General features: G+C 50.3%; 16 protein-coding genes. 8 read left to right on the top strand and 8 right to left on the bottom strand.

Annotated features, from left to right (window positions below; all coding sequences use genetic code 11):
* The first annotated feature begins 20 nt into the window (after positions 1-20).
* The 7 genes from dnaB to SYN7336_RS24860 all read left to right on the top strand — a co-directional run bounded on the left by dnaB (position 21) and on the right by SYN7336_RS24860 (position 8,991).
* On the top strand, positions 21-2,621 hold the full coding sequence (gene dnaB / locus SYN7336_RS07160; RefSeq protein ID WP_017325249.1) for a replicative DNA helicase: 2,601 nt from the start codon (positions 21-23) through the stop codon (positions 2,619-2,621).
* Positions 2,622-2,720: 99 nt separating this feature from the next.
* Positions 2,721-4,127, top strand: a complete 1,407-nt coding sequence (locus SYN7336_RS07155) for a histidine kinase dimerization/phospho-acceptor domain-containing protein (protein ID WP_026100783.1) — start codon at positions 2,721-2,723, stop codon at positions 4,125-4,127.
* A 27-nt stretch (positions 4,128-4,154) separates the two neighbouring features.
* A complete protein-coding gene (locus SYN7336_RS24865; protein WP_017325247.1) occupies positions 4,155-4,853 on the top strand; it encodes a HAMP domain-containing sensor histidine kinase in 699 nt (232 codons plus the stop codon).
* Positions 4,854-4,911: 58 nt separating this feature from the next.
* Complete coding sequence (locus SYN7336_RS07145) at positions 4,912-5,601, top strand: response regulator transcription factor (RefSeq protein ID WP_026100782.1); 690 nt, start codon at positions 4,912-4,914, stop codon at positions 5,599-5,601.
* A gap of 465 nt (positions 5,602-6,066) precedes the next feature.
* Complete coding sequence (locus tag SYN7336_RS07140) at positions 6,067-6,711, top strand: CmcI family methyltransferase (protein WP_026100781.1); 645 nt, start codon at positions 6,067-6,069, stop codon at positions 6,709-6,711.
* Positions 6,712-6,788: 77 nt separating this feature from the next.
* Positions 6,789-8,093, top strand: coding sequence for a methyltransferase domain-containing protein (locus SYN7336_RS07135; protein ID WP_162139091.1), 1,305 nt, complete (start codon positions 6,789-6,791; stop codon positions 8,091-8,093).
* A complete protein-coding gene (locus SYN7336_RS24860) occupies positions 8,083-8,991 on the top strand; it encodes a glycosyltransferase family 2 protein (protein WP_162139090.1) in 909 nt (302 codons plus the stop codon). The genes SYN7336_RS07135 and SYN7336_RS24860 overlap by 11 nt, the downstream gene beginning before the upstream one ends.
* 267 nt (positions 8,992-9,258) lie before the next feature.
* On the opposite strand, the gene SYN7336_RS24855 is transcribed toward SYN7336_RS24860, so the two are convergent.
* Complete coding sequence (locus SYN7336_RS24855; RefSeq protein WP_017325241.1) at positions 9,259-9,786, bottom strand: hypothetical protein; 528 nt, start codon at positions 9,784-9,786, stop codon at positions 9,259-9,261.
* A 30-nt stretch (positions 9,787-9,816) separates the two neighbouring features.
* A complete protein-coding gene (locus SYN7336_RS07115) occupies positions 9,817-10,023 on the bottom strand; it encodes a 3'-5' exonuclease (protein WP_017325240.1) in 207 nt (68 codons plus the stop codon).
* Positions 10,024-10,393: 370 nt separating this feature from the next.
* Here SYN7336_RS07115 and SYN7336_RS30655 point away from each other — a divergent pair, with 370 nt between their 5' ends.
* On the top strand, positions 10,394-11,140 hold the full coding sequence (locus SYN7336_RS30655) for a hypothetical protein (RefSeq protein WP_156820064.1): 747 nt from the start codon (positions 10,394-10,396) through the stop codon (positions 11,138-11,140).
* Between the two features lie 118 nt (positions 11,141-11,258).
* Here the strand turns inward: SYN7336_RS30655 and SYN7336_RS07105 are convergent, their stop codons facing one another.
* The 6 genes from SYN7336_RS07105 to SYN7336_RS07080 all read right to left on the bottom strand — a co-directional run bounded on the left by SYN7336_RS07105 (position 11,259) and on the right by SYN7336_RS07080 (position 25,817).
* On the bottom strand, positions 11,259-12,134 hold the full coding sequence (locus tag SYN7336_RS07105) for a hypothetical protein (RefSeq protein WP_017325238.1): 876 nt from the start codon (positions 12,132-12,134) through the stop codon (positions 11,259-11,261).
* A 652-nt stretch (positions 12,135-12,786) separates the two neighbouring features.
* Positions 12,787-19,335, bottom strand: coding sequence for an Ig-like domain-containing protein (locus SYN7336_RS24850; protein WP_017325237.1), 6,549 nt, complete (start codon positions 19,333-19,335; stop codon positions 12,787-12,789).
* 346 nt (positions 19,336-19,681) lie between these two features.
* Positions 19,682-19,855: a hypothetical protein gene (locus SYN7336_RS30650; protein ID WP_017325236.1), complete on the bottom strand. Its 174-nt coding sequence runs from the start codon at positions 19,853-19,855 to the stop codon at positions 19,682-19,684.
* A 46-nt stretch (positions 19,856-19,901) separates the two neighbouring features.
* Positions 19,902-20,825, bottom strand: a complete 924-nt coding sequence (locus tag SYN7336_RS24845; RefSeq protein ID WP_017325235.1) for a tyrosine-type recombinase/integrase — start codon at positions 20,823-20,825, stop codon at positions 19,902-19,904.
* Positions 20,826-21,012: 187 nt separating this feature from the next.
* Positions 21,013-22,392, bottom strand: coding sequence for a group II intron reverse transcriptase/maturase (gene ltrA / locus SYN7336_RS07085; RefSeq protein WP_026100779.1), 1,380 nt, complete (start codon positions 22,390-22,392; stop codon positions 21,013-21,015).
* A gap of 458 nt (positions 22,393-22,850) precedes the next feature.
* Complete coding sequence (locus tag SYN7336_RS07080; protein ID WP_017325233.1) at positions 22,851-25,817, bottom strand: Tn3 family transposase; 2,967 nt, start codon at positions 25,815-25,817, stop codon at positions 22,851-22,853.
* Positions 25,818-25,892: the final 75 nt, after the last annotated feature.

Genomic DNA, 25,892 nt, shown 5'->3' with positions numbered 1-25,892 from the left:
CGCGCTAGTCCGTCGTTACTGTGGCTAATGATTTCGAACTGGGGGCTGCGGGCGATCGCCTGCCGCCCCAGAATATTGAGGCTGAAACTGAGATTCTCGGTGGCATCTTGCTCGACCCGGATGCGTTAGCGCGGGTTTCAGAGGTGCTCAAGCCGGAGGCATTTTATCTCACGGCTCACCAGGAGATCTATCGGGCTGCCATGCTATTGGCGGCTCAGGGTCGTCCCACCGATCTGATGAGCGTTTCGGCTTGGCTGGCCGATCGCGAGCTGTTGGATCGGGTGGGCGGTACGGCGGTGCTGCGGCAGTTGGTGGAACAAACCCCCAGCAGCATCAACATCGACCAATATGCCAAGTTGGTGGTTGATAAATACATTCGCCGCCAGCTCCTGCGGGCTAGCAATGCAGCGGCTAGCTTAGCCTACGACACCAGCATGGAAGTGCCGCAGGTGATGGATCGGATCGAGCAGGAAATGTTTGAAGTCACGCAGGATCGCGTGCAAAGAGCCCTCGTTCCGGCCTCGGATATCCTGCTCAATATCTTCGCTCAGTTAGAAGAAAAAGCCGAGCGGGATGATTCTCTTCCCGGCCTGCCTACGGGGTTCTACGACCTAGACAGTAAAACTCAAGGACTGCAGCGATCGGATCTGATTATTGTGGCGGGTCGTCCGTCGATGGGGAAATGTTTGGCGGCGGAGAGCGAGCTAGTGCTGGCAGATGGCAGCATTGTCACCATTGCCCAAATTTATCGGCGAGGGGCAGCGGATTTGTTGACTCTCAAGCGCGATGGACGGTTTGGCCTCGCGCAGCCGTCGGCGTTTGTAAACGATGGTCTCAAGCCAGTATTTCGGGTGACGACGCGGCTGGGGCGGGCGGTAGAAACCACGCTCGTCCATCCCTTTTTGACGCTGCAGGGATGGCGATCGCTAGGGGAGTTGCAAGTGGGCGATCGCATTGCCGTTCCCCGCAAGATCGATCTGTTCGGTCGAGAGCACTGGCGAGACTGTGCTGTCAAACTGCTGGCCTATACGATTGGAGATAGCTGTCTGACACAAGCAGCGCCCGAGTTTGTCCACAGCAATCCAGTTTTGCGGGCTGAGTTTGCAGGAGCGGCGGCTGAGTTTGCTGGGTTGGGTGTCAAGCTGGAGGACTTTGGCGAGCGAGAGTTACTACTCGCAAGAAGTCAGCCATTGGCCGATGGCTTTGGTGACGCCGAATGGCCCTCACCCCCAGCCCCTCTCCCCTCGCGAAGCGTGGCGTCAGCCGTAAGTTTGGGAGAGGGGAGTAACAGCCAGGAACCTCTAGGTTTCGTCCAGTTCCCCTTCCCCCAAGATTGGGGGAAGGGGTTAGGGGATGGGGGCCAATCCGCGATCGCACTCATGTTGTGGCTGCAAGAGTTAGGACTGTGGGGCAAAGGGGCTGCCGAGCAATGCTTGCCCGCAGGGGTGTTTCGCTTAGAGCGGCAACAACTCGCGTTATTCCTCAATCGCATGTTTGCCAGCCAAGGTTGGGCTGTAGTTTCAGCCAGCGGTCGGCCTCAACTGGGATATGCGTCGGCGAGCGAACGCCTCGCTAGACAACTGCAGCATCTCCTCTTGCGATTTGGGGTGATTGCCCGATTGCAACAGTGCTGGGGGAACGACCGGGGCGATCGCCGCCCCACTTGGCAATTGGAGATTACCGAAGCCCAGTCCATCCGTACCTTCGCAGATCGAATTGGCATCTTCGGGCAAGAAGCTGCGCTAGACGAGGTACGGCAAGCTTTGTCCGAGCGGCACCGTCAAACTCATCAGGATTTGCTGGCGACGAACGATGAGATTTACTGGGATGAAATCGTCAGCATCGAAGCGACTGGTTACAAACAGGTTTACGACCTGACGATTCCCGACACCCATAATTTCGTCGCCAACGACATCTGCGTTCACAACACGGCCATTTGTCTCAACATCGCCCACAATGTCGCGGCTCAGTCCAAACTGCCAATCGCGGTGTTTAGTTTGGAGATGTCGCGGGAGCAGTTGGTGCAGCGGATGCTCTCCAGCGAAGCCAAAATCGAGAGCCACCGCCTGCGCTCGGGACGCATTAGCGAGCACGAATGGCAGCGGCTCAGTCAGGCGATCGGACACCTATCCGAATTGCCCATTTTCATTGACGATACCGCCAACTCTACGGTCACCGAGATTCGCTCTAAAGCCCGCCGCCTCCAGGCAGAGCAAGGGGGCGCGTTGGGCATGATTCTGCTGGATTACTTGCAGTTGATGGAGGGCTCCGGATCGGATAACCGCGTCTTGGAGCTGGCCCGGATTACGCGCGGTCTCAAGGCACTGGCGAAAGAACTCAATGCCCCGGTCGTGGTGCTGTCCCAGTTGAGTCGAGCGGTAGAATCGCGCTCGGACAAACGACCGCAACTGTCGGATTTGCGCGAATCGGGCAGTATCGAGCAGGATGCCGATCTCGTGTTGATGCTGTATCGGGAGGAATATTACGATCCCAACACCACCGAGAAGGGTTTGGCCGAGCTAATGATTGTCAAACACCGCAACGGACCGACGGGTACGGTGAAGTTATTATTTGAAAATCAGTACACCCAGTTTCGCAATTTAGCCTCAAAACCGTCCTAAACCGGACGGCGATCGCCCCCCCCACAGTGCGGCTATCCCCTCGCACTCGCGCGAGATCGATGTTTACACTAGCGGTGGGCCAGCCCGTGAGGTATTTGCGTGAGCAGCCGATTTTATCCTTCGCTCGCTGACACAATGTGGTCGAACCTGCCTGCACCAGAATGGCTGTCGGGGTCTGAAGATCGGGCGTGGCAACAGACGTTGGCAGCGCTGCAGCAGCTCTGGATGGATGTGGGACTCGCGGGGGTGGGGGCGAGTGCTCCCGTTGCTTGGTGGCCCCCAACCAGCGGCGATCGCGAAATTTTGCAGGGACAACGGTGGTTATTTACCTCCAATCTGTCGGTGGGCAACTTGTCACAGCCCAGCCAAATTGTTGTACCCGTCATGCCTCGGGACCCGATGCAGGCAGAAGAATTCTTTTGCGCGATCGCCCCTGCGTTTGGGGCGATCGCCGTACGAGGCAGGCACCCCGAAACGGGAGAGGGGGGTGTCATGTTCTCGTTCGAGCCACAGGTGTTGCGGCGCATGTGGGCTGCACTGCGACTGCGACTGCAAGCAGTCCGCCCCGACGCGATCGATCTGTGGGATGCGGTACTGGAAGATTATCCGCTGCTGCCGCCAGACTATCGGGCCATCTCTCGGTTTAGTTCGCTGCTGGTGATGTCGGCCCGCGATCGCCTGCCCCTACCCGAACGCCATCCCGAACAGCAGTTGTTTTTGATGCCCCCCGCGATCCAAACCAGCAATGGAACCGTGGCAAATTCGTCCCCCGAGACGGCGTCAGGTCGAGGCCAAAGCAATGGCCGTTCGGACAAACCTCAAGACCCCCTGACCGAATCGGAACTGCTGCGGGCGATCGCCCACGAAGTGCAGACCCCCCTCACCACCATCCGCACCCTTACCCGCCTACTGCTGCGTCGCAAGGATCTCTCTCCCATCGCCCGCCGCCACGTCCAAAGCATCGAGCGGGAATGCACCGAACAGATCGATCGCTTCGGCTTATTCTTCCGCGCCACCGAGCTGAACCCCGACAAGGTTCACTTGCAAACAACTTCGCTAGTGGAATTATTGGAGCGCAAATGGCCCAGTTGGCAGCAGCAAGTGGAGCGGCGGGGCTCTAGCTTAGAATTCGACCTGCCGGAGGATTTTCCAGCAGTTGTCAGCGATCCCAATACCCTCGATGCCATGCTGACCGGCACAATCGATCGCCTCTCCCGCAGTGCGCCAGCAGGCAGCCGCATCGTCGTCCGAGGGGTGACGGCTGGCGAGCAGGTCAAGCTGCAGTTCGAGGTGGACTGTCAGGGATTGGAACTGGAAGAGGGCGATCGCTCTCCTCCCATGCAAGCCTTGGGTCAGTGGTTGGTCATTCAGCCCGATACCGGTGCCCTCAGCCTCAGCATTCCCATGACGAGACACCTGTTTGAAGCCCTGGGAGCGCACTTCACCGTCCGCCACAGACCCCACAAGGGAGAAACCTTGACCATCTACCTACCGCAGCATCGCTAGTTATTCCAATTGCTACATCCCCCTACTATGTCGAATGTGCCATCCACCGAGACCGATCGCGTCGAGACGCTGCTGCACCAGTTGCGCAATCCCCTCACGGCCTTAACCACGTTTGCCAAGCTGTTAGAAAAGCGCAGCCAACCGGACGATCCCGACGGCTGGATTGTCGATCGCATTCAGCAAGAGTGCCAGCACCTGCGATCGCTGTTGGATGACTTTGAGGCGAAAGAGGCGACGGCGGTCTCTGCAGAGGCGGTAGCCGAGATTGATGTGAACGAATTTCTGCAGGGGTTGTGGCCCACCTACCAAACGTTGGCAGTCGATTGCGGCGTGGAGGCGATCGCCGATTGGAATTCCTCCTCAGCAGATCTGAAACTGATTGCAAATGCACTGGCCTTGCGTCAGGTGTTGGATAACTTGATGGATAACGCTTTCAAATACACTCCTGCTGGAGGGAGGGTGAGCCTGACTGCTCGTGCGGATGGGGATAAGATTGCTTTAACGGTGAGCGATACGGGGTCTGGGATTGCGCAGGCGGATCTGGAACAGGTGTTCGATCGCTACTATCGAGGAGACGAGCATCAGCCGGGGCACGGCTTGGGGTTGGCGATCGCCCGCCAATTGGTCTGGCAAATGGGGGGGGAGATCTCGGCGAGCAGCCAAGTGGGGGGGGGGACTGAGTTTTCAGTGCGGCTGCCGAGATCGGGGGGCGATCGAAGGGGTTGAGATGCCAAAACTGAGTCGAAGCGTCAATTAAGTTAGAGAAGCAATGGGCGAGCGAGATATGAATGGGACTATCTTATTAGTCGATGACGAGCCGGGATTGCGGGATGCGGTTCAGGCGTATTTGGAAGATAGCGGCTTTGCGGTAGAGGCAGCAGCCAATGCGCAGATTGCCTTGCAAAAGCTGCAGCAAAATCCCCCCGAACTGATTATTTCCGACGTGATGATGCCGCGTGTGGATGGCTATGCGTTTTTAAAGCAGGTGCGGGAGCAGCCTGCCTATCGGCAGATTCCGTTTATTTTCCTGACGGCCAAAGGGCTGACAGCAGATCGCATTCAGGGCTACAACGCTGGGGTGGATGCCTATTTGCCAAAGCCGTTCGAGCCAGACGAGTTGGTGGCGATCGCCCAAAACCTCTTGGAAAAAGCCCGCACTGCCCCCGACACCGCCACCGTTGCCCGCGAACTCGCCGAAATTAAAGCTCTGTTGGCCGAACGACAGGCAGCAGACTCGAAACCCGCTCAGTTCACCCCCGAACCTCCCCCCATTAAGGTTCAACTGACTCCCCGAGAAGAGGAAGTGTTAGATTTGGTTTCGGAAGGATTGATGAATAAAGAGATTGCCAGGAAGTTGGAAACCAGCATCCGCAATGTCGAAAAATATGTGACTCGATTGCTGAACAAGACAGGTACCAACAGTCGGACCGAGCTGGTGCGTTATGCGATTACCTACGGTCTAGTTCAACTTTGAATGTATGGTGCGATCGTTGGCTGCGATCCAGCGGCATCGCCGGATAGACTGGAGTCATAAAATCAAAGGCAAGCTCGGCAAACGGTGTCGTTGGAGGGCATGGAAGCGGCGATCGCCCAGATTCACTCCTAGTAGATCTCCTCAAGGTGTCTTGTAGAGAGTCACAATCCTTCAAAGATATACCAATCCCACATGGTAGGGGAGAACGACAAGGCTAAGGCACTTGCAATACTTAGAGGTCTTCTCTGTGTTTTTTGCATCCATTACAAGTGATATCATTGCTGCGTGAGCAGCTTTGTTGGAGCAGAACCGATTTATACGATTGCCGTTGACACCCCCCCATGTTTGACAATCCCCATCAGATTTACGATCTGTTGCTGACTGTTTCCAGTTGCTAGTGGGTTTTCAGGTGACATCGGAGTGACATTAAGGCGCTAGAGTCAGGACATCCAAAGATCCTATATTATGAAAGACGGTATTGAAAACAGCCTAGATATGTCGCTTAAGGAATACCTCCCTTTATTGCAGAGACGAATAATACGGAGGACATCCTACTTTGGCGTTAAAACTCTGAAAAATCCGATGGATTTCTGGGTGTATCAGGAAATCATTTACGAGATGAAGCCCGATGTCATTGTAGAAGTTGGTAATAATTGGGGAGGCAGTACCTTGGCTTTGGCTCACTTGCTCGACCTCTGCGCTCGCGGTCGCATTATTGCTCTCGATATCGATCAAAGTAAGGTGGCTGATAAGGTTCGCCAGCATCCGCGCATTAAATTGTTCGAAGGGGATGCGGTAGCATGTTTCGACCAAGTGAGAAACGCGATCGCATCTGAAGATAGAGTTTTAATTATAGAAGATAGCTCTCATACCTTTGAAAATACTTTGGCAGTATTGCGTACCTATAGTCCTCTTACTAAGCCTGGGGACTATTTTATTGTTGAAGATAGTATTTGCCATCATGGATTAGATGTAGGACCCAATCCGGGACCGTACGAAGCGATCGAAGCCTTCATCCTAGAAAACGATGAGTTTGAGGTCGATCGTGACAAAGAATCTTTTCTTATCACCTGGAATCCAAAGGGATTTATCAAACGAAAAGCACAGTGAGTTAACGATTAATGCATGCTTCATCTTTAGAAAATATGCAAAGATGCTACGAGCAGTTTCTAGGCTGTTCGACGCTGTTGCTGCAATCTAACATTAGTGTTCTAGATATCGGAGGTTCTAATGTTAATGGCAGCTATAGAGATGTTTTCTCGGATGAAAAATTTAAATATTTAGCTGTCGATCTAGAAGCAGCTCCTGGAGTAGATATCGTCCTTGACAATCCTTACAAACTTCCTTTTAAAGATGCTGAGTTTGACATCATCATTAGTGGACAAGTGTTCGAGCACGTCGAGTTTTTCTGGAAACTATTTGAGGAAATGGCTCGCGTCTTGCAGCGTGACGGACTGATGTTCCTTATTGTTCCTTCAGCAGGTCCCATTCATCGATATCCCGTCGATTGCTACCGGTTTTATCCCGACTCTATGCAGGCACTTGCCAGGTACGCTGGGATTAAGCTAAATGCCTGCTGGATGGACGATCGTGGCCCCTGGAACGATTTAGTCAGCGTATTTGCTCATCGAGAGACAGCCACGCCGGTTCCGATAAATGTAATATTGCCCGGAAATAAATATACGGAGCAAACCGCCGTCGCGCCCCTGTTTGATAGCGGTATCGATCCGACGGTGGAACTGACTCGGGGTAAGGTTCCGTATCTGGATGTCCTCCGCACCATCCACAAAATTGTCGAGCCCCGAAATTATTTCGAGATTGGAGTGAGGCGGGGCAACAGTCTCTCACTTGCCTCATGTCCCTCAATTGCAGTCGATCCCGACCCCGATTTGAACTTTAGTCTCGCCAAACATCAGGTGCTGTACCGAAAGACAAGCGACGCGTTCTTTCGCGAGGATGCTACCGAAGCGATGACGGATCGAGCCTGGGACTTGGCCTTCATTGATGGAATGCATTTATTTGAATTTGCATTGCGGGACTTTATCAATGTGGAGCGCTACGCGACATCAACCACGCTAGTAGCGATCGATGATATCTACCCTAACCATCCCCTGCAGGCCAAACGGATGAGGCAATCTAGAGTATGGACGGGGGACGTGTGGAAATTGCGCTATTGCCTCGAGCAATTTCGTCCAGATTTAGTTTTGCTCCCTATCGATACCGCCCCCACAGGCATTTTGCTGGTTGCTGGATTAAACCCCAAGAATCGCACTCTGAGCAATAAATACAATCCAATTGTCAGAAAATACCGATCGCTGTCTTTAGATGAGTGCGATCTGCCAATTCTCGATCGGGGGGATGCTCTATCTCCTGAAGATGGAAGAATTGAGGAGCTGCTGGACGTTCTTGCTAAAGAACGGCAAAATTCGCAGCGTAACCTTTCTGTGCGACTGAAGCGGTTACTGAATCCCAGACATGCAAATGACTATTGAGAATGAGCCACAGGTTTCTCTAATTGTTGTGTCTTACAACATGGCTCGCGAGTTGCCAAGAGTTTTGCTCTCATTAACCCCCCCCTACCAACAGGGCATCGAGGCAAGGGATATCGAAATTATTGTTGTTGACAATGGCTCAATTGTTCCACCAGACCCTAGCAGTTTTCCCCAAGGGGTCCGCTTGCGGGTAGTCGAGAACCCTACAGTGTCTCCGGCAAGAGCCATTAACGTTGGCTTGAAGGACGCTTGTGGCGATCTAATCGGCGTCCTGATTGACGGGGCTCGCATGGCCTCCCCTGGATTGTGCAAATATGCCCTGCTTGCGGCTCGTTTGCATCACCGACCCATCATCTCCACACTCGGATTCCATCTCGGTCCCGATATTCAGAGGAGAAGTCTGGACCAGGGTTATTGCCAACGAGAGGAAGATCGTCTGTTGGACTCCATCCGCTGGCAAGACAACGGGTACGGTCTGTTTGAGATCTCGGTATTTGCAGGATCGAGCAAGCACGGTTGGTTTATGCCGATCGCAGAAAGTAATGCCCTGTTTTTGACCCGAGCCCTGTGGAATGAGCTGGATGGCTTTGAGGAGAGATTCGAGCTTCCGGGAGGAGGACTGGTAAATCTAGATACTTACGTTCGTGCTTGCAAACTCCCCAATACTGAGTTGATTACCCTTCTAGGAGAAGGGACGTTCCACCAAGTGCATGGTGGAATTACCACTAATCAAAATAAGCAAGATATTTCCTGGAAAGTATTTCATCAAAACTATATCGACATCCGAGGCAAAAACTTTGCCGTTCCCAGTAAGCCTTGCTTGTTTTTGGGAACAATTCCCCCGGCAGTTCGTAAATCAATAAAACTGGCTGCAGACCTCTTAGTCAATCACGTCTAGCTAGAAAACCATAGTTTTTAGAAATCGGCTACACTATCTTTGGGATATCGGTTTCACCCTCCAAAGACTGCCTACAAAAACTCTTGGTCTCCACATGGACGCAGTTTAGCAGCCACCAAAGAGAAGCCAAACTCGGTAACCTCCTCGGGCAAATCGACGGGCGCTCGCAGTCCACCTGCCATCCCCGACACTTGCGATGAAACATACGGGCTGGTTCACAATGCACCTCTGCCCGATATGCCAAAGATTGCTGTGTATTGTGTTGGCTTAAACTGCGATCGCCTTCCCGCCATATTTCGGGTCAGATCGGGGTGCTTTGCCTTCTACAAGCAGCGACAGCTCCTGGGTATCGATGTTGTAAAGGTAGCCGTAGATGTTGACATGCTGTGGGGTACCGTTGGACTCTCGCACCAGGCGGACATCATGTTCCAGTGAAGTCGCAAAGTCACTGATGGAGACGCTTTCACGCTCGTAGAGAGTGGAGATATCCGCATTATGCTCGTGCTTGTAGGCATCGATGATACCGTCGGCAGTAAACGAGGTCGCACCGCAATGAGTGTGATGCACGATAACGATATTCTCAATCCCGAATAGGTGTTGTGCCACTGTAATCGATCGCAGTGCATCGACCTCCCGTTCCCAAAACACCTCCAGGGCTTCCCCTTGGGCGTCGTCATCCAAGCACGACAACCTCACCTGCGTGTCGCCGTTCTCATCAAGGGGAGCAATGACGTCTTCAACGAGATACTGACGCGATCGCAGCTGCACTATGGTTCCTGCTTCTGGAGGGGTCATAGATTCTTCCACGTAATTCAGCCCACTTGGTTATGCTGCAGCCAGTTGGGCTGGGGTCATCACATCGTCTAAAAACTGGCTCGGCTCTCCAATCCAACTGACAAACACCTCGTCTCTAGCCCGAGTCAAGCTGACATAGAGCAGCTGCCGCTCACGCTGGAGAGCATCCTCTCGCAGTCTGGGGTCGGCAATCGCCTGTAGACGGGGTATGGCAACGAACCCGGACAAAAGTGACATATCTCCTACAAGCTATATCTGGCAAGGATTTCAGGGCTTGAAAGCCAGTGCTTTTCTACCAGTAGGTTGACAAACGTGTTTTAAATCTAACACTCTCAAGCCGTATAAAATCTAGATTCTTGAGCTACGAAGGCATCCATCCCTTTTAAAGGTGAAATATTATCGTCGATTGCCAGTAGAAAGCTCGCGATTATGAGCCTTGAAAGCCAGATTCGTCTACTATTAGGTAGAAATTCAAGATTATCGTGGCCTGAAATCCATGCTAGGAAGGGATTTCAGGAGATATGTCACTTTTGTCCGGGTTCGTTGCCATACCCCTAGTAGAAAAGTCCCCAAGTAAACAAAAGAGCATCTAAATTCTACAGACTATATGCATCAAGAAAATGTAGAAGGCTCTAATAAGCCAGAAATAAGTATTCAGGTTGCCGCGAATGCACCAGGCTGGGGGCACTGGACGAGGATACTAGCACTAGCTGCTCACCTACCTCAAATACAGTTCGATGTTTATCACACAGCCTCTAAAGTACCCATCCCGCCTTGGATGAAAAATGTCAAAGCAACGTCTAGCCTGAAAACGAATCAGCCTTTAGTCTGTGAACATGGCTGGGAATCAGCCAGACCGTATAAGCCTTCAGATTTTACAAACTGCCTTTGCATTCGCAAAATTAGCCGCCGTAACCCAGATATTGCTCCTTACGATCGCATTCTCACTATCTCTGATCTTGGGCAAAAAGGTGATTTTGAGCCTGTAGTTTTAGAAACTCCAGCATCTAGTCGTACTTATCATAGTCATATAATAGTTAGTAGCGAAAAGCGTAATCATCAGTTTCTGAGAAATATATATCCAGATTACTCACATGAGGTAATTTTTCCTATCACTACGATGCGTAAAAGCATTAAGCACTTAGCTGGAATTGCCGGTTATAATCTTTTCTGGGAATGTGCATATTATCAGATTCCATGCACTCTGTACCCATCGACATGGCTCAATGATTCCCACAGGCGACTTCAGAAACTTGGAAGTTCCGATATGCCACCTACGTTCAAAAATGGAGCAAATGAAGTAGCTTCTGAAATGTTAGATTGGTGGGAAAATATATCTACAAGAAAAGAATGATAAAAGAGTGAAGACACATTTTTAATGGATAGTTCATCCCATCTGAGTAAGTTCGAAGAGAGAACACAGTACGCTATGAGATCCGTACAAGACAGCAATCAATTAGGCAAAAATAAGTTCATCTTAGTCTAAGCAAAATCAGGCTGGGTAACAGCTCAATTTGTTCGCGCCCGCTCTCAGAAATACTGGCCGAGTCTACGGTTAAAGTATGCAACTTAGTCATATTCTGCAAATAAATAATTCCTTCATCTGAAAAGTTAGTCGATCCAAGATCGAGATCTCTAAGCTCAAGCAGATTTTGCAATTCAGCAATACCTCTATCAGAAATATCAGTATTGCGAAGACCTAATCTTTCTAGCTTAGTTAGCTTACCTACATGAGTAAGACCTAAATCAGAAATATCTGTATTGTTTAAGTAAAGAAACCTAAGGCCAGGCAAAGATTCAAGATGGATGAGCTCAGAATCCTGAATCTGGGAATTATAAAGAGAAATAAATATCAATTTAGGAAGATCGCTAAAGTAGATCAACCCTGCTCCTGTAATTGGAGTAGTATCTAATTTAATTACCTGTAAATCTACTAAATGACTTAGATTGGAAAGAGACTCGTCTCTAACAGATGTCCCAGAAAGAGAAATTGTAGCAATCAAGTCTGCATCCAATGTACGTAGGAATGATAAATCATGAGAGGCATTATCATTAATAATGAGTTCTAAAAACCACCCTTCAGGGAAAGAAAGTTCTTGAGTACCAACGGCATCATTTAAGAATATGCGGCTTGGCCTTGAACTAAAATTTGGAGGATTAGGATCGAAGGCATATACTTCTCCAACAGAAGCTTCCAGAGGGAACTCTAAGATCCTTGTTACATGCGGAAAAATCCGTAAAGTACTCTGCTGATGAAGAAAGAAGGAAGCCAGGCCGACAAACAGTATAAAAACCGTTACGCCTGTTACAACCGAGTATAGAAGCCATTTTACGAGTCTGGCTCTCATCAGAAAAGGCTCCTCACTACCGCATTACATATTGTGGATAAAACGAATAAATAGTCTAGGAAACACCATAAAGATGAATCAATAATCACAACAATAGTGTCCCTCCAAGAAACCAGCTTGAAGTTTAAGTTTCACCTTGAAAACATAAGGGAACCTCGAAAAATTGCTTTCGCCAAAAAGTCAGAGGCTGAAACCATTGAAAACTCGTTGAGCATTCTCAATAACTCGACCTTATTCTCAACAAGTTTGAATTAATCGAGGTGCCCATAACTTTCCTCTAAAATTATAATACATACTCAAGTGACTTGAGAAGGCCATGACTCAGAAGACCTTTGTCTGAGGATATATAGAGTTGACTTCAATTGAATTTAGACTACGGAACGTAATCTTAAGGGTCGATTCGTAAATGGGATATATTTGATGTGGGCTCTATCTTGAGAACTAAAGAAAATAAGTATGTCGAAAGTCTATGGTCGATCTGGTTAGGGGTGAGACTAGATTAGCTGATGCAGCCCTTATCCGTTCAGCACTAGGCTGTTCGTTCTTAACTAGAAAGACTGTAGTAAACAGAGAGTAATTAAAGATAAGATTGGAGTCAGGAGAAAAGCTCTTTTTCCCCTTCTTCCAAAGCATGAATAAGCATGAGACATTCTTAATCAAAGCTGTCATAATATCCACTAAAATCACCGATTAAGAATGCTGTCACAACCTCTTCATCATCCAAAGTATTGCCAAAAGAGTCGGTAACCTCAGGGGCATCAATTATTAGTTGATATTCATCGTCGAATAAGTCTTCAAAAGATAGTAGCAATACTTGATTAGAATCTCTTAGCTCAAAAGATATAGGATCGATTAAAGTCCCGGCAGAATCAAACAACTGAAATGTAGATGTAGTGACAGTTGTAGGATCTAAATCCTCAGAGAATTCAACAACTATTGTATCTAGAGATGGGATGATTTCGCCATCAGATGGAAATATATTATCGATCTCAGGAGAGAATGTATCGACCAATATCTGAAATATCTCAGCTATTTGATTATCTCCTAAAGGATTACCAGCACGGTCGGTTATATCTGGAGCATTGATGAGCAGTTGATAATTTCCAGCTAACAGCGGAGTGAATGTGAGCCGTATTAATCGATCGTCACTTCTCAACTGAAGATCGGAGGGCGACACAATATTACCCTGTTCATCAATAAGTTGAATTGATGAAGGTCCTATAGTTGCGGCATCAATTGGCTCTGAAAACTTGAGTTGAATAGTCGTAGGACCTACTCTTTCTACAGTACCGTCAGGTGTAATGAGATCCAATAGCTCTAGCTGTGTAGTATCTTCAAGAAGCTGAAAAACGACTGGAGCAGATAGAGCTATATTGCCGCCCGTATCGGTGGCACGAACTTCAAGTATGAACTCACCGCTAGCCTCAGTAATTCTAGGTGCAATTACCGACTCATTAAATGGGAATGAAACATCATTCTGTACTATTTCACCATTGATTAGCACTTCAACATTGCGAATCTGAACATCATCTGCTGTATCTATTTTAACAGGAATAGTACTACCTTCTATGACTTCAAAGGCAGTGCCATTAAATGCAAAATCAAAGGTAGACACGTCAAGGGCTACAGTAGGAGCAACTCCTTGATTGTCAAAGGGGAGGTAATTGATTACTTGTAATCCATCTGTACCATCGGCGATGTAAGCAATACCTGAGGCTATAGCCAAGTCATTAACCGAGCCAGGAGTATCTACGCTGAAAAGAGTATTATTTGTGTTGGTAGGATCGGTGATATCAAATATACCAACCCCTTGACTTGCAGAAGCTGTAAGTGCAATTCCAGAGCCATTCAAAGCAACATTTTGGGCAACAAATGGAGAGTCTGCAGCACTAATCAATACAGGATTTTGAGGATTTGAAACATCAACTGTATGAAGTCCACTTCCTGCTAAATATGTGATTCCGTTAGCAACAAAAACACCTACCTGAAATGAAGCTATGCTAACACCTACTTGACCTTCGACAAATGCATTTCCTTCAGTAGAAATATCGATAATAGTGAATAGGTCAGATCCACTGAGATAGGCATATAATTTGTCTCTTTCCCGAGCAATGCCTGTGATAGAACCACTGCCTGATAGACTAAGAGTCTGTAGAATTTCTCCTGAGAATACATCAACAGAGACTAAGGAATTACCAACTGTTGCATAGGCAACTCCATCATTCACTTCGACAAGGCTAGCGGATAAATTTAGAGTCTGTATCCCTACAGGAATGACGGGATCGGAGACATCAATTAGCTGTAAGCCTCCATCATTGGTGGCTACAGCAGCAATTTGTAAGTCTGAATCAATCCCAACATCTGTAGCATCACCTCCGAGGTTTAGTTGACCCAAGATAATGGGGGTATCGAACTGGGATGCATCAACTATGGCTAAACCGTGGGAGCCTGTGGCGATGTAAGCTGTCTGACCACCAGCGACCTCGGTTGAACCTTCAACAACAATTGCATTTGCCTCTCCAAGTAGAGGAAGGCTGGCAATAATGCCAGTGGAAAAGGCTCGATCGTCAAGGGGATCTAATCCCTGCTCTAATTCAGCCGCATCGCTAATGCCATCTCCATCGCTATCGATGTTGTTTGGATCTGTACCCAACACAAATTCTCCAAAATCAGGTATACCGTCCCCATCTTCATCTAGCCCTCCAAACGTATTCAAATCTACAATTGAGTCTGCCTCGCCGATACCGACAGGAGAATTAGAAAAGAATGTCGGAACCCCACTCAAGTTAGTCACACTTGTGAGTTGAGTGCTTCTATTGGTTGAAGGCTGATAAAAACTAGCAATAAAATCTTGGTCGGGACCTAAAGTAAAGTTAGATAGTGTTTCATCAGGATTTATACTTCCAAATACCTCTAAGTCACCTTCAATTACGTACCTGAAAAATACTTGATGATTATCTCCAAAACCTGCGACCGTTGAGAATTCTGGTTCTATAATCTCCATACTTTCATCACTGGAAAGTGCAAGAGAGGGATCCTCAGTCTGAGATATTTCTGAGGAGGTAGTAGGTAGTTGTGTATTGGGAGGTGGTGAAGCAGAAGATGAGCCAGAGTCAATTTCTATGATTATTTCTTCAAATCCAGCAGGAACAACAAAGTTCTGTGTGATTGGGACTTCAACGACAATTCGATTTGTGAATGGAGCAGGTCCAATCCTTTGATGTTGTAGAATCCAAAAAGCATATAGGGCTTCCGCTGGAGATCGAGGAGGCTCATATAAGTCTGTTTCGTCTACACCAAATGTATCTAGAATTTCAAAACGAAGTGTTGCTGTATAGGTACCAAACCCCGGAAATGCTGCATTGGTGCCAACAGTTGCATCTGCATCGAAGTCTTCAATAGATACAAGAGTTCCTTGAGTTCCACCAATTAGGGCTTTTAGTGCAAATGAATCTATTAGATTTCCTGATGGAAAACTAATTTCTGGAATGTCAGTATCGGCAATCGCTATTGTCATATCATTGACATCAATGAATCCTTGATCTGCTTGAGATTGTATAATCTCATTCAATCTATCTACAACAGAGTCCACAGCATTTTGAAAAACTCTTGCATCTCGAACTTGTTCAGAGAGAAAATCTCCTGGATTATGGACAAATTCTTGCTGACTCCCTGAAATAAATCTATCCACAAATTCTTCGGCTAAATCATTAATCTCACCACCAATTAAATCAAGAGTAAAGAATGATATTGGATTGGCTGCAAGCTCTAAGCCACTCAAGAGCAAACCTCTGAGTGCTGATACTGTCGGGAAAGCCGTCTCGACCTCTTGTAAGGTCATTAGCTGAAAAGGGCTTAATGCCAATGTCCCATTTTGTATTGGAAAATCATCAAATAATAGCTCGTTTCCAGATGCTGTTGGATCGGGAGGATTAAAGCCAATAACAAATCGATTTGTTGTTCCACTAATGGCAAAGTGCCAACCTGGCGCTAGTATTCCTACTCCGGGATCGGACGTGATTGTTCTACCATCGGCACTGACCGTACCTGTGCCTATCACATCGAAGCGTCCTGCGTCGTGGTTAAACGAATAGATGAGACTTTTCTCGCCTGCTTCCAATCCTTCCAAGTTAGGGAATGTAATTGGTGCTGGAGTATCGAAGTTGGTTGCACCACCGGCTACGGAAAATCCTTGAGGCCCTCCTGCTTGGATAGAAATGACCAGTTGGGGATCTATTCCCGGAGGAAGTGGGGCAGGTAAGCGGTCTGGAGATACAGGTACAATTAATGCTTCGACAGCAATATTGCCAGCATCGTCCCGAGCAGATCCAGGAGCAAATTCAACTTGGGTGAGCTCCCAAATGGACGGATCCACTTCGGGGAATAATTGGATGAGTTCGGCAGTAGCAGCGGAACCAAATCCAACATTTGTTGTTTCTGTAAGCGAGAGATTTTGAATATCTCCCTCGCTAATTAATGGCAAGAAAATATCAAAGGGTTCACCTTCTCTACTTAACTGCACTTCTTGACCTGGCAGTGTTTCGATAAACTCTGTAACTGTTGCATAGAAGGTTCCTGCTGGAGTATTGGTTGCTGTACTGCCATCAATTTGTATGAAGGTTGCTGGTGCGGGGACATCCTCAAGACGGAAGAATCCAGATTCATCTGTAGTTGCTACCAATCCTGGCAAGCCATCAACGGTAATTGTTGCACCAATGATTGGTATGTCGGATCCATCAGGATTCTGATTGTTGGAATCCAAGACATATCCAACAATATCTGTTCCCTCAATGGAAGTTAAAGATAATGTCTGGAAATCTGCTGAAAGAATACCTCCTGGATCGCCTGTATTATTAGCATCTAAAAGTTCTCCGGACTGTGTTTCTATCTTGTCCCCATCGACAATGACTCTGATTTGAGTTGATGCTGGCAAGAGGCCATCACTAAAGAATGTAGCAAATATACCTGTACTAGAGACGACAATATTGCCAGGGATTTTTTCTCCATTTGCTATCAAGAAAAAAGAATCTTCGTTAACAGTGCTGGGATCTACTTCCTGATTGAAACGAACAATAATCTCGCGGCTAGGATTTACAAATTCCTCACCATCGAATGGGAATATCTCTACAAGTCCAGCATTCGACTCAAAAACAAAGCCAGTTGCAGTTTCAGTGATATTTCCAGCAATGTCCATCACTCCTGGTGCGATTTCTAGTTGATATAGATCTGGAGGAATAGCTTCTGATAAGTTAATTCTAAACTGAGCCTCTCCCAGTTGTTCAATTGAGGTGATTTCTATCTGTTGAACTGACGAGTCTGGTGTAAAGACAAGTTGATTGAGTACAATATCCTCCAGATTGAAGTTTTCAGATGTTACTACTTCATTGAAGAAGATATCAATAAATGTATTTGCACTACCTGAGGGGTTATAAACTCCAATTGTTGGAGCAAGTCGATCGAGGGTAAAGGAAAATTCTGTCGTGCTGCTGTTCCCAGCCGCGTCACTAGCCTGCAATTCAAGGGTAAGAGTACCGTCAACTAGTTCGTCTCCATTTATCGATTCCAAGAGATCTAAGTCTAGCTGAATACTATCAGCAGTAAGAGCTGTGCTGATGTCGACAAAGTCAGGATCGCTGCTACTAGAAAATCTAGCTTCTAACGAAGTAATACCTAGATCGTCTGTTGCCTGAACCACAATGGTTGGGTCGTTTGAGATCGTATCGCTGTTATCCACCCCAGTATCGTTTGCTAGCTCTAGGGTTACTATCGGTGCAGTTGTGTCGGGTGGGGGAGTGCTCGCAGGCTCGACACTCACCTCGATGCTTTGATTAAAGGTGAGATTGCCCCGAGTCAATATCGACCCCACCAACATCGAGGGGCTGTTAAACGAGACATTCCCCCCCGCCACTAACTGAGCGCGAGTATCTACCACCCCATTGAAGGTTAGTCGGCCCTGAGCCACGACGCTCAGGAAATCATCCGCATTTATGGACGCGGTGGCCCCATTAAAATTGAGAATACTATTGGCATTGCCATTGGCCAGTAACGTCTGTCCGCTAAAGCGAGACCCACTACCCGTGCGAATATTATTGGCCGCTAGGACCGAGCTGTTATTGAGTTGAGCATTGCCGAGATTGACCGTCCGCTGCTCTGACAGCAGTACGACATTATCGAGGGTCTGATTGCTGCCGTTGAAGGTAATCGAGCCACTTTCTACCACGATGACGGCATTGCTGATGGAAACTCCATCGGGAATGGTCAGACTGCCATTGGCAACGCGAATGAAAGCCGGATTCTCCAGCGTCCCGCCAGCGGGGAAATTGGCTTCAAACTCTTCTACTGTATTGATGGGGGATTGATTGGGATTGAAGGCGATTTCTGGAGTGCCCTCTGGCAAGCGCAGAGCCAGTTCGTTGGCTCGGATATCGGCAAACGCAGGCACCTCAACCGTTAGCGGGGCGACCTCCTGGGGAGGCAGCAAGTTGGCATAGGGATTATCAGGGGCGCTTGCCACGGAAAATCCCGCTGCCACCACCACGGCATTCTCGACTAGAACTGGCTGACCGGAGGCATCGAGGACGGGATTGCCCTGGCTATCCAACTGCACCGGCAGGATGGGGGGTTGGTTAAAGGCGAATCCATCCCCGGCATAGATGCGGGCATCGTCCGAGAGATCGAGCGGATTGCCGTCAAAATCTCCACCTCCATTAATCGTGACTCGGCCTTCCGCCACCACTGCAAAGGCGGGGGCTGTTGCGGTCTCTGCTGTCAGAGTCGATAAGCTACTACTCGTTACCAGCAGGTCAGCCTCTGTGGCTGTCCCCAACAGTTGTGAGTTTGTCTCGCTGCCCGTAAGCAAGTCGAACGAGTTCGCGGCTTCCTCCAGCAGTCGTTGCTGTTGGTCGGTCGACGAGCCCGTGCCGCCGCTCCCAGACGAGGATGGAAATGAGGACTGAGATGGAAATAGCGAGCTGGGTTCCTCCGGCTCGAATGGTTGCTCCTCCAGCGGGGACAGGGTTTCCGATTCAGTGGCGAGGGCGCCTTCTCCCACTGGCTCGCTCGAACTGGAGCTAGACAGGTCCAAACCACTTTCCAAACTGGCCTGTTTCAGCAGGGAACCACTGGGTAGTTCGTCATCGAGGATGAGGCCAGAGGCGATCGCCGAGCTATCGGCGTTCAGAGGTGCATCGGATAGAGGCATGAGAGATGAATGTCTAATTACAGAGCGAGCGGGGCAGAAGCTATCTCGCGTTCAGGCAGCACGGAAAGTGGCCTCATTATGTATGTGAGGGCCGTGAAAACACTATGAGAGCGTGATGAAATGCCTGAGACGGTTTAAAGTTAACAGCAGCCTAGCGGCAGCACATGCGTGTATTCACGGAAATAGTGTAAATAAACGCATGCAAATCAAAAGAATCATTAAATAAAGTATTAAAAATAAACCATTAAGGTTGTGCTTGGGGCTTCGGTAAAAGTGTAGGTCTGTGACGGATCGACGATCTCGGGGGCAGGCGATGTCTGGGTTTGCAGCCTGTCCTAGCTGCGCTTCAGTCCTGTCCGTGGCGAGTGAAGTTAGGACTGGAGGGGCGAAGGCGATCGCAAAATTTAAAATCGCCTTCCCCCTCTTGAACTCCCTGTTCGAGGAGTTCCTGTCGCGAAGGTGGGGGGCGAGACTCGGAATATTGGCGATCGCCCACTTCTTCAACAGTCCAAGCAAACACTCTCGCTATCGTTTACGTAGGTAGGGAAGCATGGCGGATCGCAAACCTATCCCATTGACCGAACGGCATCGCACGACAAATCCTGCCCGGGCAACTGCCCCTCCACCAACCGATAAAACTCCTCCTCCGCCCTCAACTCCAACGCCCGCAGATTGTAGCGCTCGTAACTTGCCTCTGAACGATGCCCCGTTAGCAGTCGAGCCAACTGCCCCTCCATCCCCATCACAGCAAGAAGCGTCGCAAACGTATGCCGCATCTGGTGGGGATGGCTGCTGTCTATCCCCGCTGCAGCTGCCAGCCCCTTAAAGATCGAGTACAGACCGTTGTAAGACAGCCGCTTCCCCCGATAAACAGGATCGGGGCTGTGAGACACAAACAGGGGATCGCCTCCACTCCCCACAAACCCAACCCCCTCTCTCCAGTCCAGATAGCTGGCGATCGCCTCTCGCCCCGCACTCCCCAGCGGCACCGACTTCCAACGCTGAGTCTTTGACTGAAACACCCGCAACCGCGTCCCGTCGAAGTCCTCAACATTCAGTCCGACAATTTCCGAAGCCCGCAGCCCGTGAGAGAGAACGTGCAGCAATGCCGTATCTCGCACCCGATTCTCCCCCCGATTCGCCAGCGCCTCGAACAGCGCCTGCACCTGCTCGCTCGGCAAATCCTTCGCCACCCAAGGCTTATCTTTGACCTTCTCCCACTGAGCAGTCGGATCTTTGACGCAGTAATCCCGCGCCACCATCCAAGCGAAAAAACTCCTCAGAGCCGCCCGCGCCAGATTCAGCGACGCCGCCGATCGCCCCCTCTCCCCTACCGGTAAATCCTTGAGAAAGTCGCGATAGCGATCGATCTCCCGAAAACTCACCCCCTGCCAAGTCAGCGGCGTCCAATCCAAAAACCGCCTCAATTCGCGTCGGTAATTACGCTGGGTGTTGGCAGACAACTCCCGACTGGCAAAGAATTCTTCCACCCGCTTCCGCCTTTATTGTCGGGTAGAAGAGACTCCTCCAATGTTTAGACCTGCTTTGTATTCACTGTTGCTCTCGCCTTTCAGTTCGAGAGTGTCACAATATTCGGCCATGCATTGTTGAAAGTCTCTCCCCCCACAGAAGCCCGCCTGCGGATTTCCCGCACAGGCCTCTTCATACCGCCATTCTCTAGACGGGATAGAGTGACACCAATCGACCTGGGCGCGGAAGAGGAAAACGCTCCATATATCGGAGAAATCCCTCCCACGTGAAACTGCGTCGCTGACTCCGGCGATTGAGCCACTTGAACAACAGTCTGTGAGCCTGCCACTCGAAGCGGCGCAAGGCAATAGTATTGTCGCTCACCCCAAAGTAGCTGAAGTGCCCGCGCATTTTACTAGCCATGATTTGCCATAGCTGAGGTAATTTGCGGGCGCTGCGTTCCTGGCGCAACCAGATTTTAAGGTCCACCAGGGCTCTACGCAGTCGCTTCTTCGAGGTCTTCCGCTTCACTCTAGCCTTGCCAGTCCGGCTGCGCCCCCAATAGTGGGTGAAGCCAAGAAAGTCAAAGGTGGGCACTTTCGGTCCCCCCTTGATGGCTCGCCAAGCGGCTTGTTTGCCAAAAGCCAGCAGTCGGGTTTTCTTCTGGTTCAGACGCAGCCCATATTTACCCAGCCGTTTCGGCAAGGCCCGCATAAAGCGGCGAGCGTCATCTTCCCGTTCAAACACCACTACAGCATCGTCTGCATACCTAATCGACTGACAGTAGCCGCGACAGTGTTGAGTCACGACTGATGCAATCCACCGATCGAGTACGTAGTCGAGGAAAACATTGGCGATCACGGGAGAGACAATGGAGCCCTGCGGACTCCCCAGATCGTCATACACCACGCCACCTGGGGTCTGCACGCCAGCCTTGAGCATTCGCGCGATTAGGCGGAGAAATCTCCGGTCCTGAATGCGCTCTGACAAGATGGCGAGGATCTCCCGGTGCGGCATCGTGTCGAAAAACTGGGCCAGGTCTAGATCGACGATCCAATTCACTGGCTGTCTCATGAACTCCTGGTTGAGCTGGCGTAGGGCATCGTGGCAACTCCGCCCCGGCCTGAACCCATACGAGGTGTCCAGAAACGTTGGCTCATAGATCCCTTCTAGAATCCCGCGTGTCATCTCCTGCACGATTTTGTCTTCAAAGCAGCTGATCCCGAGGGGGCGCATCGTCCCATCCTCTTTGGGGATCTCGACTCGCCGCACCGATTGAGGCCGATACGACATTTGACACAGTTTCCGATGCAGTTGCTGGAGGTTGCCCTCCAAGTTCTGCTCGTACATCTGTTTGGTGACTCCATCCACTCCGGTCGCTTTCCTTGCGTCCAGCGACTCGAAGCAAGCTCGCAAGTTATCCACCGTGAAGTGGTGCATCAAAGCCGTGAACGGCTCCTCTGGGTGATTGCAAGCACGACTGGATATCCGCTCAACTGCTGTGGTCGCCGCGATTCCACCTCTGCGTGTGGGCAGCGTTTCCATTAAGCGGGCAACTGTATGTGCCCTCCTTCGCTCCATGGGCATTACCCCATCTCCTCGCTACTATGTGGGCATCCGACTTCCCACCAACCATCGGGTTTCCTCCCGGTTTACCGGTTGTGCCACCCTACCCCCGTGTCGGAGGAGTTCGTGGGATCTCCCGAGTTCCCGACTCTGCCTTGGTGACGTGCTGTGGTCTCAGACCCCGGTGGACCCTCGGGAGCCTTGGTCTTTGGCTCCTCCGGTATTGCCTTCCGTGATACTAAACACGTCGGCATCCACGTTTCGGTCATAACGGGGCTCAATCCCTTCACGCTCGCGCATTACGGCCCGTCACCTCCCTGTGTACGCTTCGCTGACCTCGTTACCGATGGCCAACGCAACACTCGGTACTCGGTGTCTGACCAGGACTTCCGAGGTCGGGACCTGCCCCCGACTGACATAGCCGAGCTTCGCTCGGCGCACTAGTAATGGACCCGTTTTGGCAATGGGGGCTGAAAAGCCTACTGGTTAAGGCTTCTGAGCTGCTGTCTGCCGATCTCTTCGGGATTGAAGTGATAGGTCCCGTAAATGTTGATATGAGCATGGCGGGTTGGCCAGACCCGCTTGAGGTCTGACTCATTGACCTCAACCCCTTCCTGCCGCAGTTGCTCCACGACTTTCTGGATATAGACCGTGTTCCAGACAATGACAGCATTGGTCACGAGATTGAGACAGCCGACCTGATTGCGCAGTTGTTCGTCCCGCTGACCCTTAACCTTGCCCTGGTTGGCAAAGAAGAGCTCGGAACGCAGACTATGTAAGGCTTCGCCTTTGTTGAGCTGCCGGTTGAGTCGTCGTCGGTTCCCCTCATCGGCATACCAACGCAGAATATGAATGGTTTTGAGCAAGCGACCGTACTCTTGCAGAGCCCGCATCAGAGGGTGTTGGCGGGGGTATGCCTGCAGCTTCTGGACAATCAGTGAAGCACTCACCCACCCCTTTTTGATGGACCCCACCAAGCGCAAGATTTCATCCCAGTGGGCCAAAATGAGGGACAGATTGAGCGTTCCCTTCAGGTGTTCCTTGAGACGGGGGGAATCAGTCATATCAATCCGACTGGTGCGGTAAAGCTTCTGAGCGCCCAGGTCGCGGATGCGGGGGGAAAAGGTGAGACCCAGCACATCAAACAGAGCAAACATCAGGTCGGTGTATCCGGCGGTATCGGTCGTGAGCTCGAGAATCGGCAATTCCGTTTCGTTGTTTTCAATCTCATCGAGCAGATAGGTAGAATCCCGATTGGTAGTCGGAACGGGTTTAGAGCCGTACTGAGAGAGCTGATCGCTAGTCCAGCTATAAAACGTAATGCCCTTGCCATAGCCAAAGTAACGGGGGAGCGATCGCGCCTGACGCAGGTTGCCTTTGACTGGAAACCGTTGCCCATCTGAGGAAGAAAGCATTCCCCCACCCCACAAACGGCTTAGAGGCAGGTGGTAGTGATAATCGATCAGCTTGGTGGTCGCCGCCCGCAGAGTGTCATCGCGGATGTACCAGGTGTTGCACCAGCTCAAACTGTTGTAGGACAGTTTGGCAGAAGCCGCCATTTGAGGCAGTTCGAGGTTGCAAGCCTGGGCCAACAAGCAGGCATAAAGATGGAGTAGCAGCTTCCGGTCGCGGCTGTGAGGGGAATGCAGATGTTCGAATGCCTCTGAAAATCCCGTCCAGCTATCCACCTCAATCAGCAGTTCTGTAATATCAATTCTAGGTAGGCGAGCACCAATGAGGGCACTCAAGCGATCTAGCTTGGCAGACCGCTCTTGAGCCTCAAAAGGCGTCAAGGTCAGCGTTTCCTTTTCCTCGCGCAAATCGCCGTCAGGGTTATTCAAGAGAGCTTCGACTTGCTCTATGAGCCCGACTAGGTCTGCTTCTCTCTGCTGTAGGCGCACTCGTGCATCGAGAGGCGTCCCAGTCATGTCCAGCACATCATCGCGGTGCGAGGGCCACTCATCTTTGGGAATGAAATACTGCTCCAACTCCTTGAAGCGGCGACTATGAAGGAGGTAGACATCCCCCGAGCGCAACCGCTGGCGCAGAACCCACAGAGCAGCCAATTCGTAGTAGCGCCAATCGGCGATCGCTTCTCCATCCAAGACATACGAGCGCCAGGTGTCAGGGATAAAGTCAGTGGGGGCATCTGATGGCAGTTTGCGCCGCTTGCCGAGATGAATCTGGTGAACCAAAGCCAGCGCCTTGAGCAGACCTTGCTCTGGTTCACTGGCTTCAAACTGGAGGGTCTCCAGAAACTTGCCCGAGAAGCGGCGGATGCGGCCGTAGGACTGGCGGAAGTAATCGATGTAAGCATCATTTTCCGGACGGATCAACTGCTCGGCTTCCCCCATGGCAATCTGCAGTTGCTCGGGGTCAATACAGGCAAAAGTCGTTTTGCGCACGGTAGCGTCTTCCACCTCTGGATCGAGTAGGATTTGCCCAATTGTGTTCAGGGTGGTCAGTTTCTCATTGATCGATTGAGTGGCCTGCAGGCGAGCCTGTTCGAACTCCCGTTTGGCCGCTCTGTAGAGCTCCCACAAGCGCTGATCGAACATCTCGATGAAGTCATCAGTCAAGTTGTAGAGAGACTGCTTCAAGAAGGCCATCAGAATGGGATAACGCCGCATCTTTGGGGCACGTTGCAAGTATTGGTTGGTGGATCTCGCCCCGGCTTTGGCTAGGTGGTTGATGCGATTGGCGGTCAGCTTTCCAAAGTCCCACTGGGCAATGCCATGCTTGTGTAGAAAGGCAATCTTGGAGAGGGTTTCGAGCAGTTGCTTGAGATTATGACCGGTAGGCGTTCGCTGCAGCCAAGCCAGACGGGTCTTGCCCAAGCCAGTCTCAACCTCCAGCAAACCATCGAGGAAAGTTTGGCACTCCGAGCTCAGCAGTGGTTGTAGAATCTGGTAAGTCACCTGTTGAGCTTGGTTGCGCGCTGTCGATACCATTCGCGCCAAACGCACGATCTTGAGTCGGACGATTTTGTTCCGTTTGAGATACCCACAGGCCAGTTCGAGCAACAGCATGGGTTTGTCATGCTCTAGAGCGCGCTCTAGCAGCCATTGCTCTAAACTGGCAATATCAGCAGTTGTTGCGCGGCGATAGCCGAGCAAAGTCTGGAGCTGGTTCTGGTGATACCGCTGAGTCCTTGGGCTTTTCCCATACGTAGAAAAACATGCAGCGTTGACCTGCAGGCGATCGGCGACAAACTGAACAATTTCTTGAGGTAGCTCTAGAAAGTTGCTAGGAAAGAAGCCCAGGTAGCGCAAGCAGCAAAGCTGTAAGGCAAATCCGAGGCAATTGTGATCTTCCATCAAGCTACGTGCTTCCCTGCGATCGTCGTCAGAGAGCCAGAAGAAGTCTTTTAGGTCCTTTTGGAGGATCTCTTCAGGAAACCTGTTGAGGCGATCTCGCTCTGTTGCGGATAAAAACTGAACCGGCATACAAGAATTCTCTTAACTGTCTGACTATTGGCCATAAGTAAGACAGTTTAGGCTTTTAACGGCCCTCAAACCTAG

Origin of the sequence: Synechococcus sp. PCC 7336, from assembly GCF_000332275.1 — a bacterium.
In the GTDB taxonomy this organism is placed as follows: Bacteria; Cyanobacteriota; Cyanobacteriia; order Thermostichales; family PCC-7336; genus PCC-7336.
Note: the sequence above shows the minus strand (reverse complement) of the source record. Positions and strands in the feature narration are given on the sequence as shown.

Coding starts and splice junctions, on each gene's coding strand:
- SYN7336_RS24865 (WP_017325247.1), top strand. CDS start 4,155: ATGTCGAATGTGCCATCCACCGAGACCGATCGCGTCGAGACGCTGCTG.
- SYN7336_RS07145 (WP_026100782.1), top strand. CDS start 4,912: ATGAATGGGACTATCTTATTAGTCGATGACGAGCCGGGATTGCGGGAT.
- SYN7336_RS07140 (WP_026100781.1), top strand. CDS start 6,067: ATGAAAGACGGTATTGAAAACAGCCTAGATATGTCGCTTAAGGAATAC.
- SYN7336_RS24860 (WP_162139090.1), top strand. CDS start 8,083: ATGACTATTGAGAATGAGCCACAGGTTTCTCTAATTGTTGTGTCTTAC.
- SYN7336_RS24855 (WP_017325241.1), bottom strand. CDS start 9,786: ATGACCCCTCCAGAAGCAGGAACCATAGTGCAGCTGCGATCGCGTCAG.
- SYN7336_RS07115 (WP_017325240.1), bottom strand. CDS start 10,023: ATGTCACTTTTGTCCGGGTTCGTTGCCATACCCCGTCTACAGGCGATT.
- SYN7336_RS30655 (WP_156820064.1), top strand. CDS start 10,394: ATGCATCAAGAAAATGTAGAAGGCTCTAATAAGCCAGAAATAAGTATT.
- SYN7336_RS07105 (WP_017325238.1), bottom strand. CDS start 12,134: ATGAGAGCCAGACTCGTAAAATGGCTTCTATACTCGGTTGTAACAGGC.
- SYN7336_RS24850 (WP_017325237.1), bottom strand. CDS start 19,335: ATGCCTCTATCCGATGCACCTCTGAACGCCGATAGCTCGGCGATCGCC.
- ltrA (WP_026100779.1), bottom strand. CDS start 22,392: ATGCCCATGGAGCGAAGGAGGGCACATACAGTTGCCCGCTTAATGGAA.
- SYN7336_RS07080 (WP_017325233.1), bottom strand. CDS start 25,817: ATGCCGGTTCAGTTTTTATCCGCAACAGAGCGAGATCGCCTCAACAGG.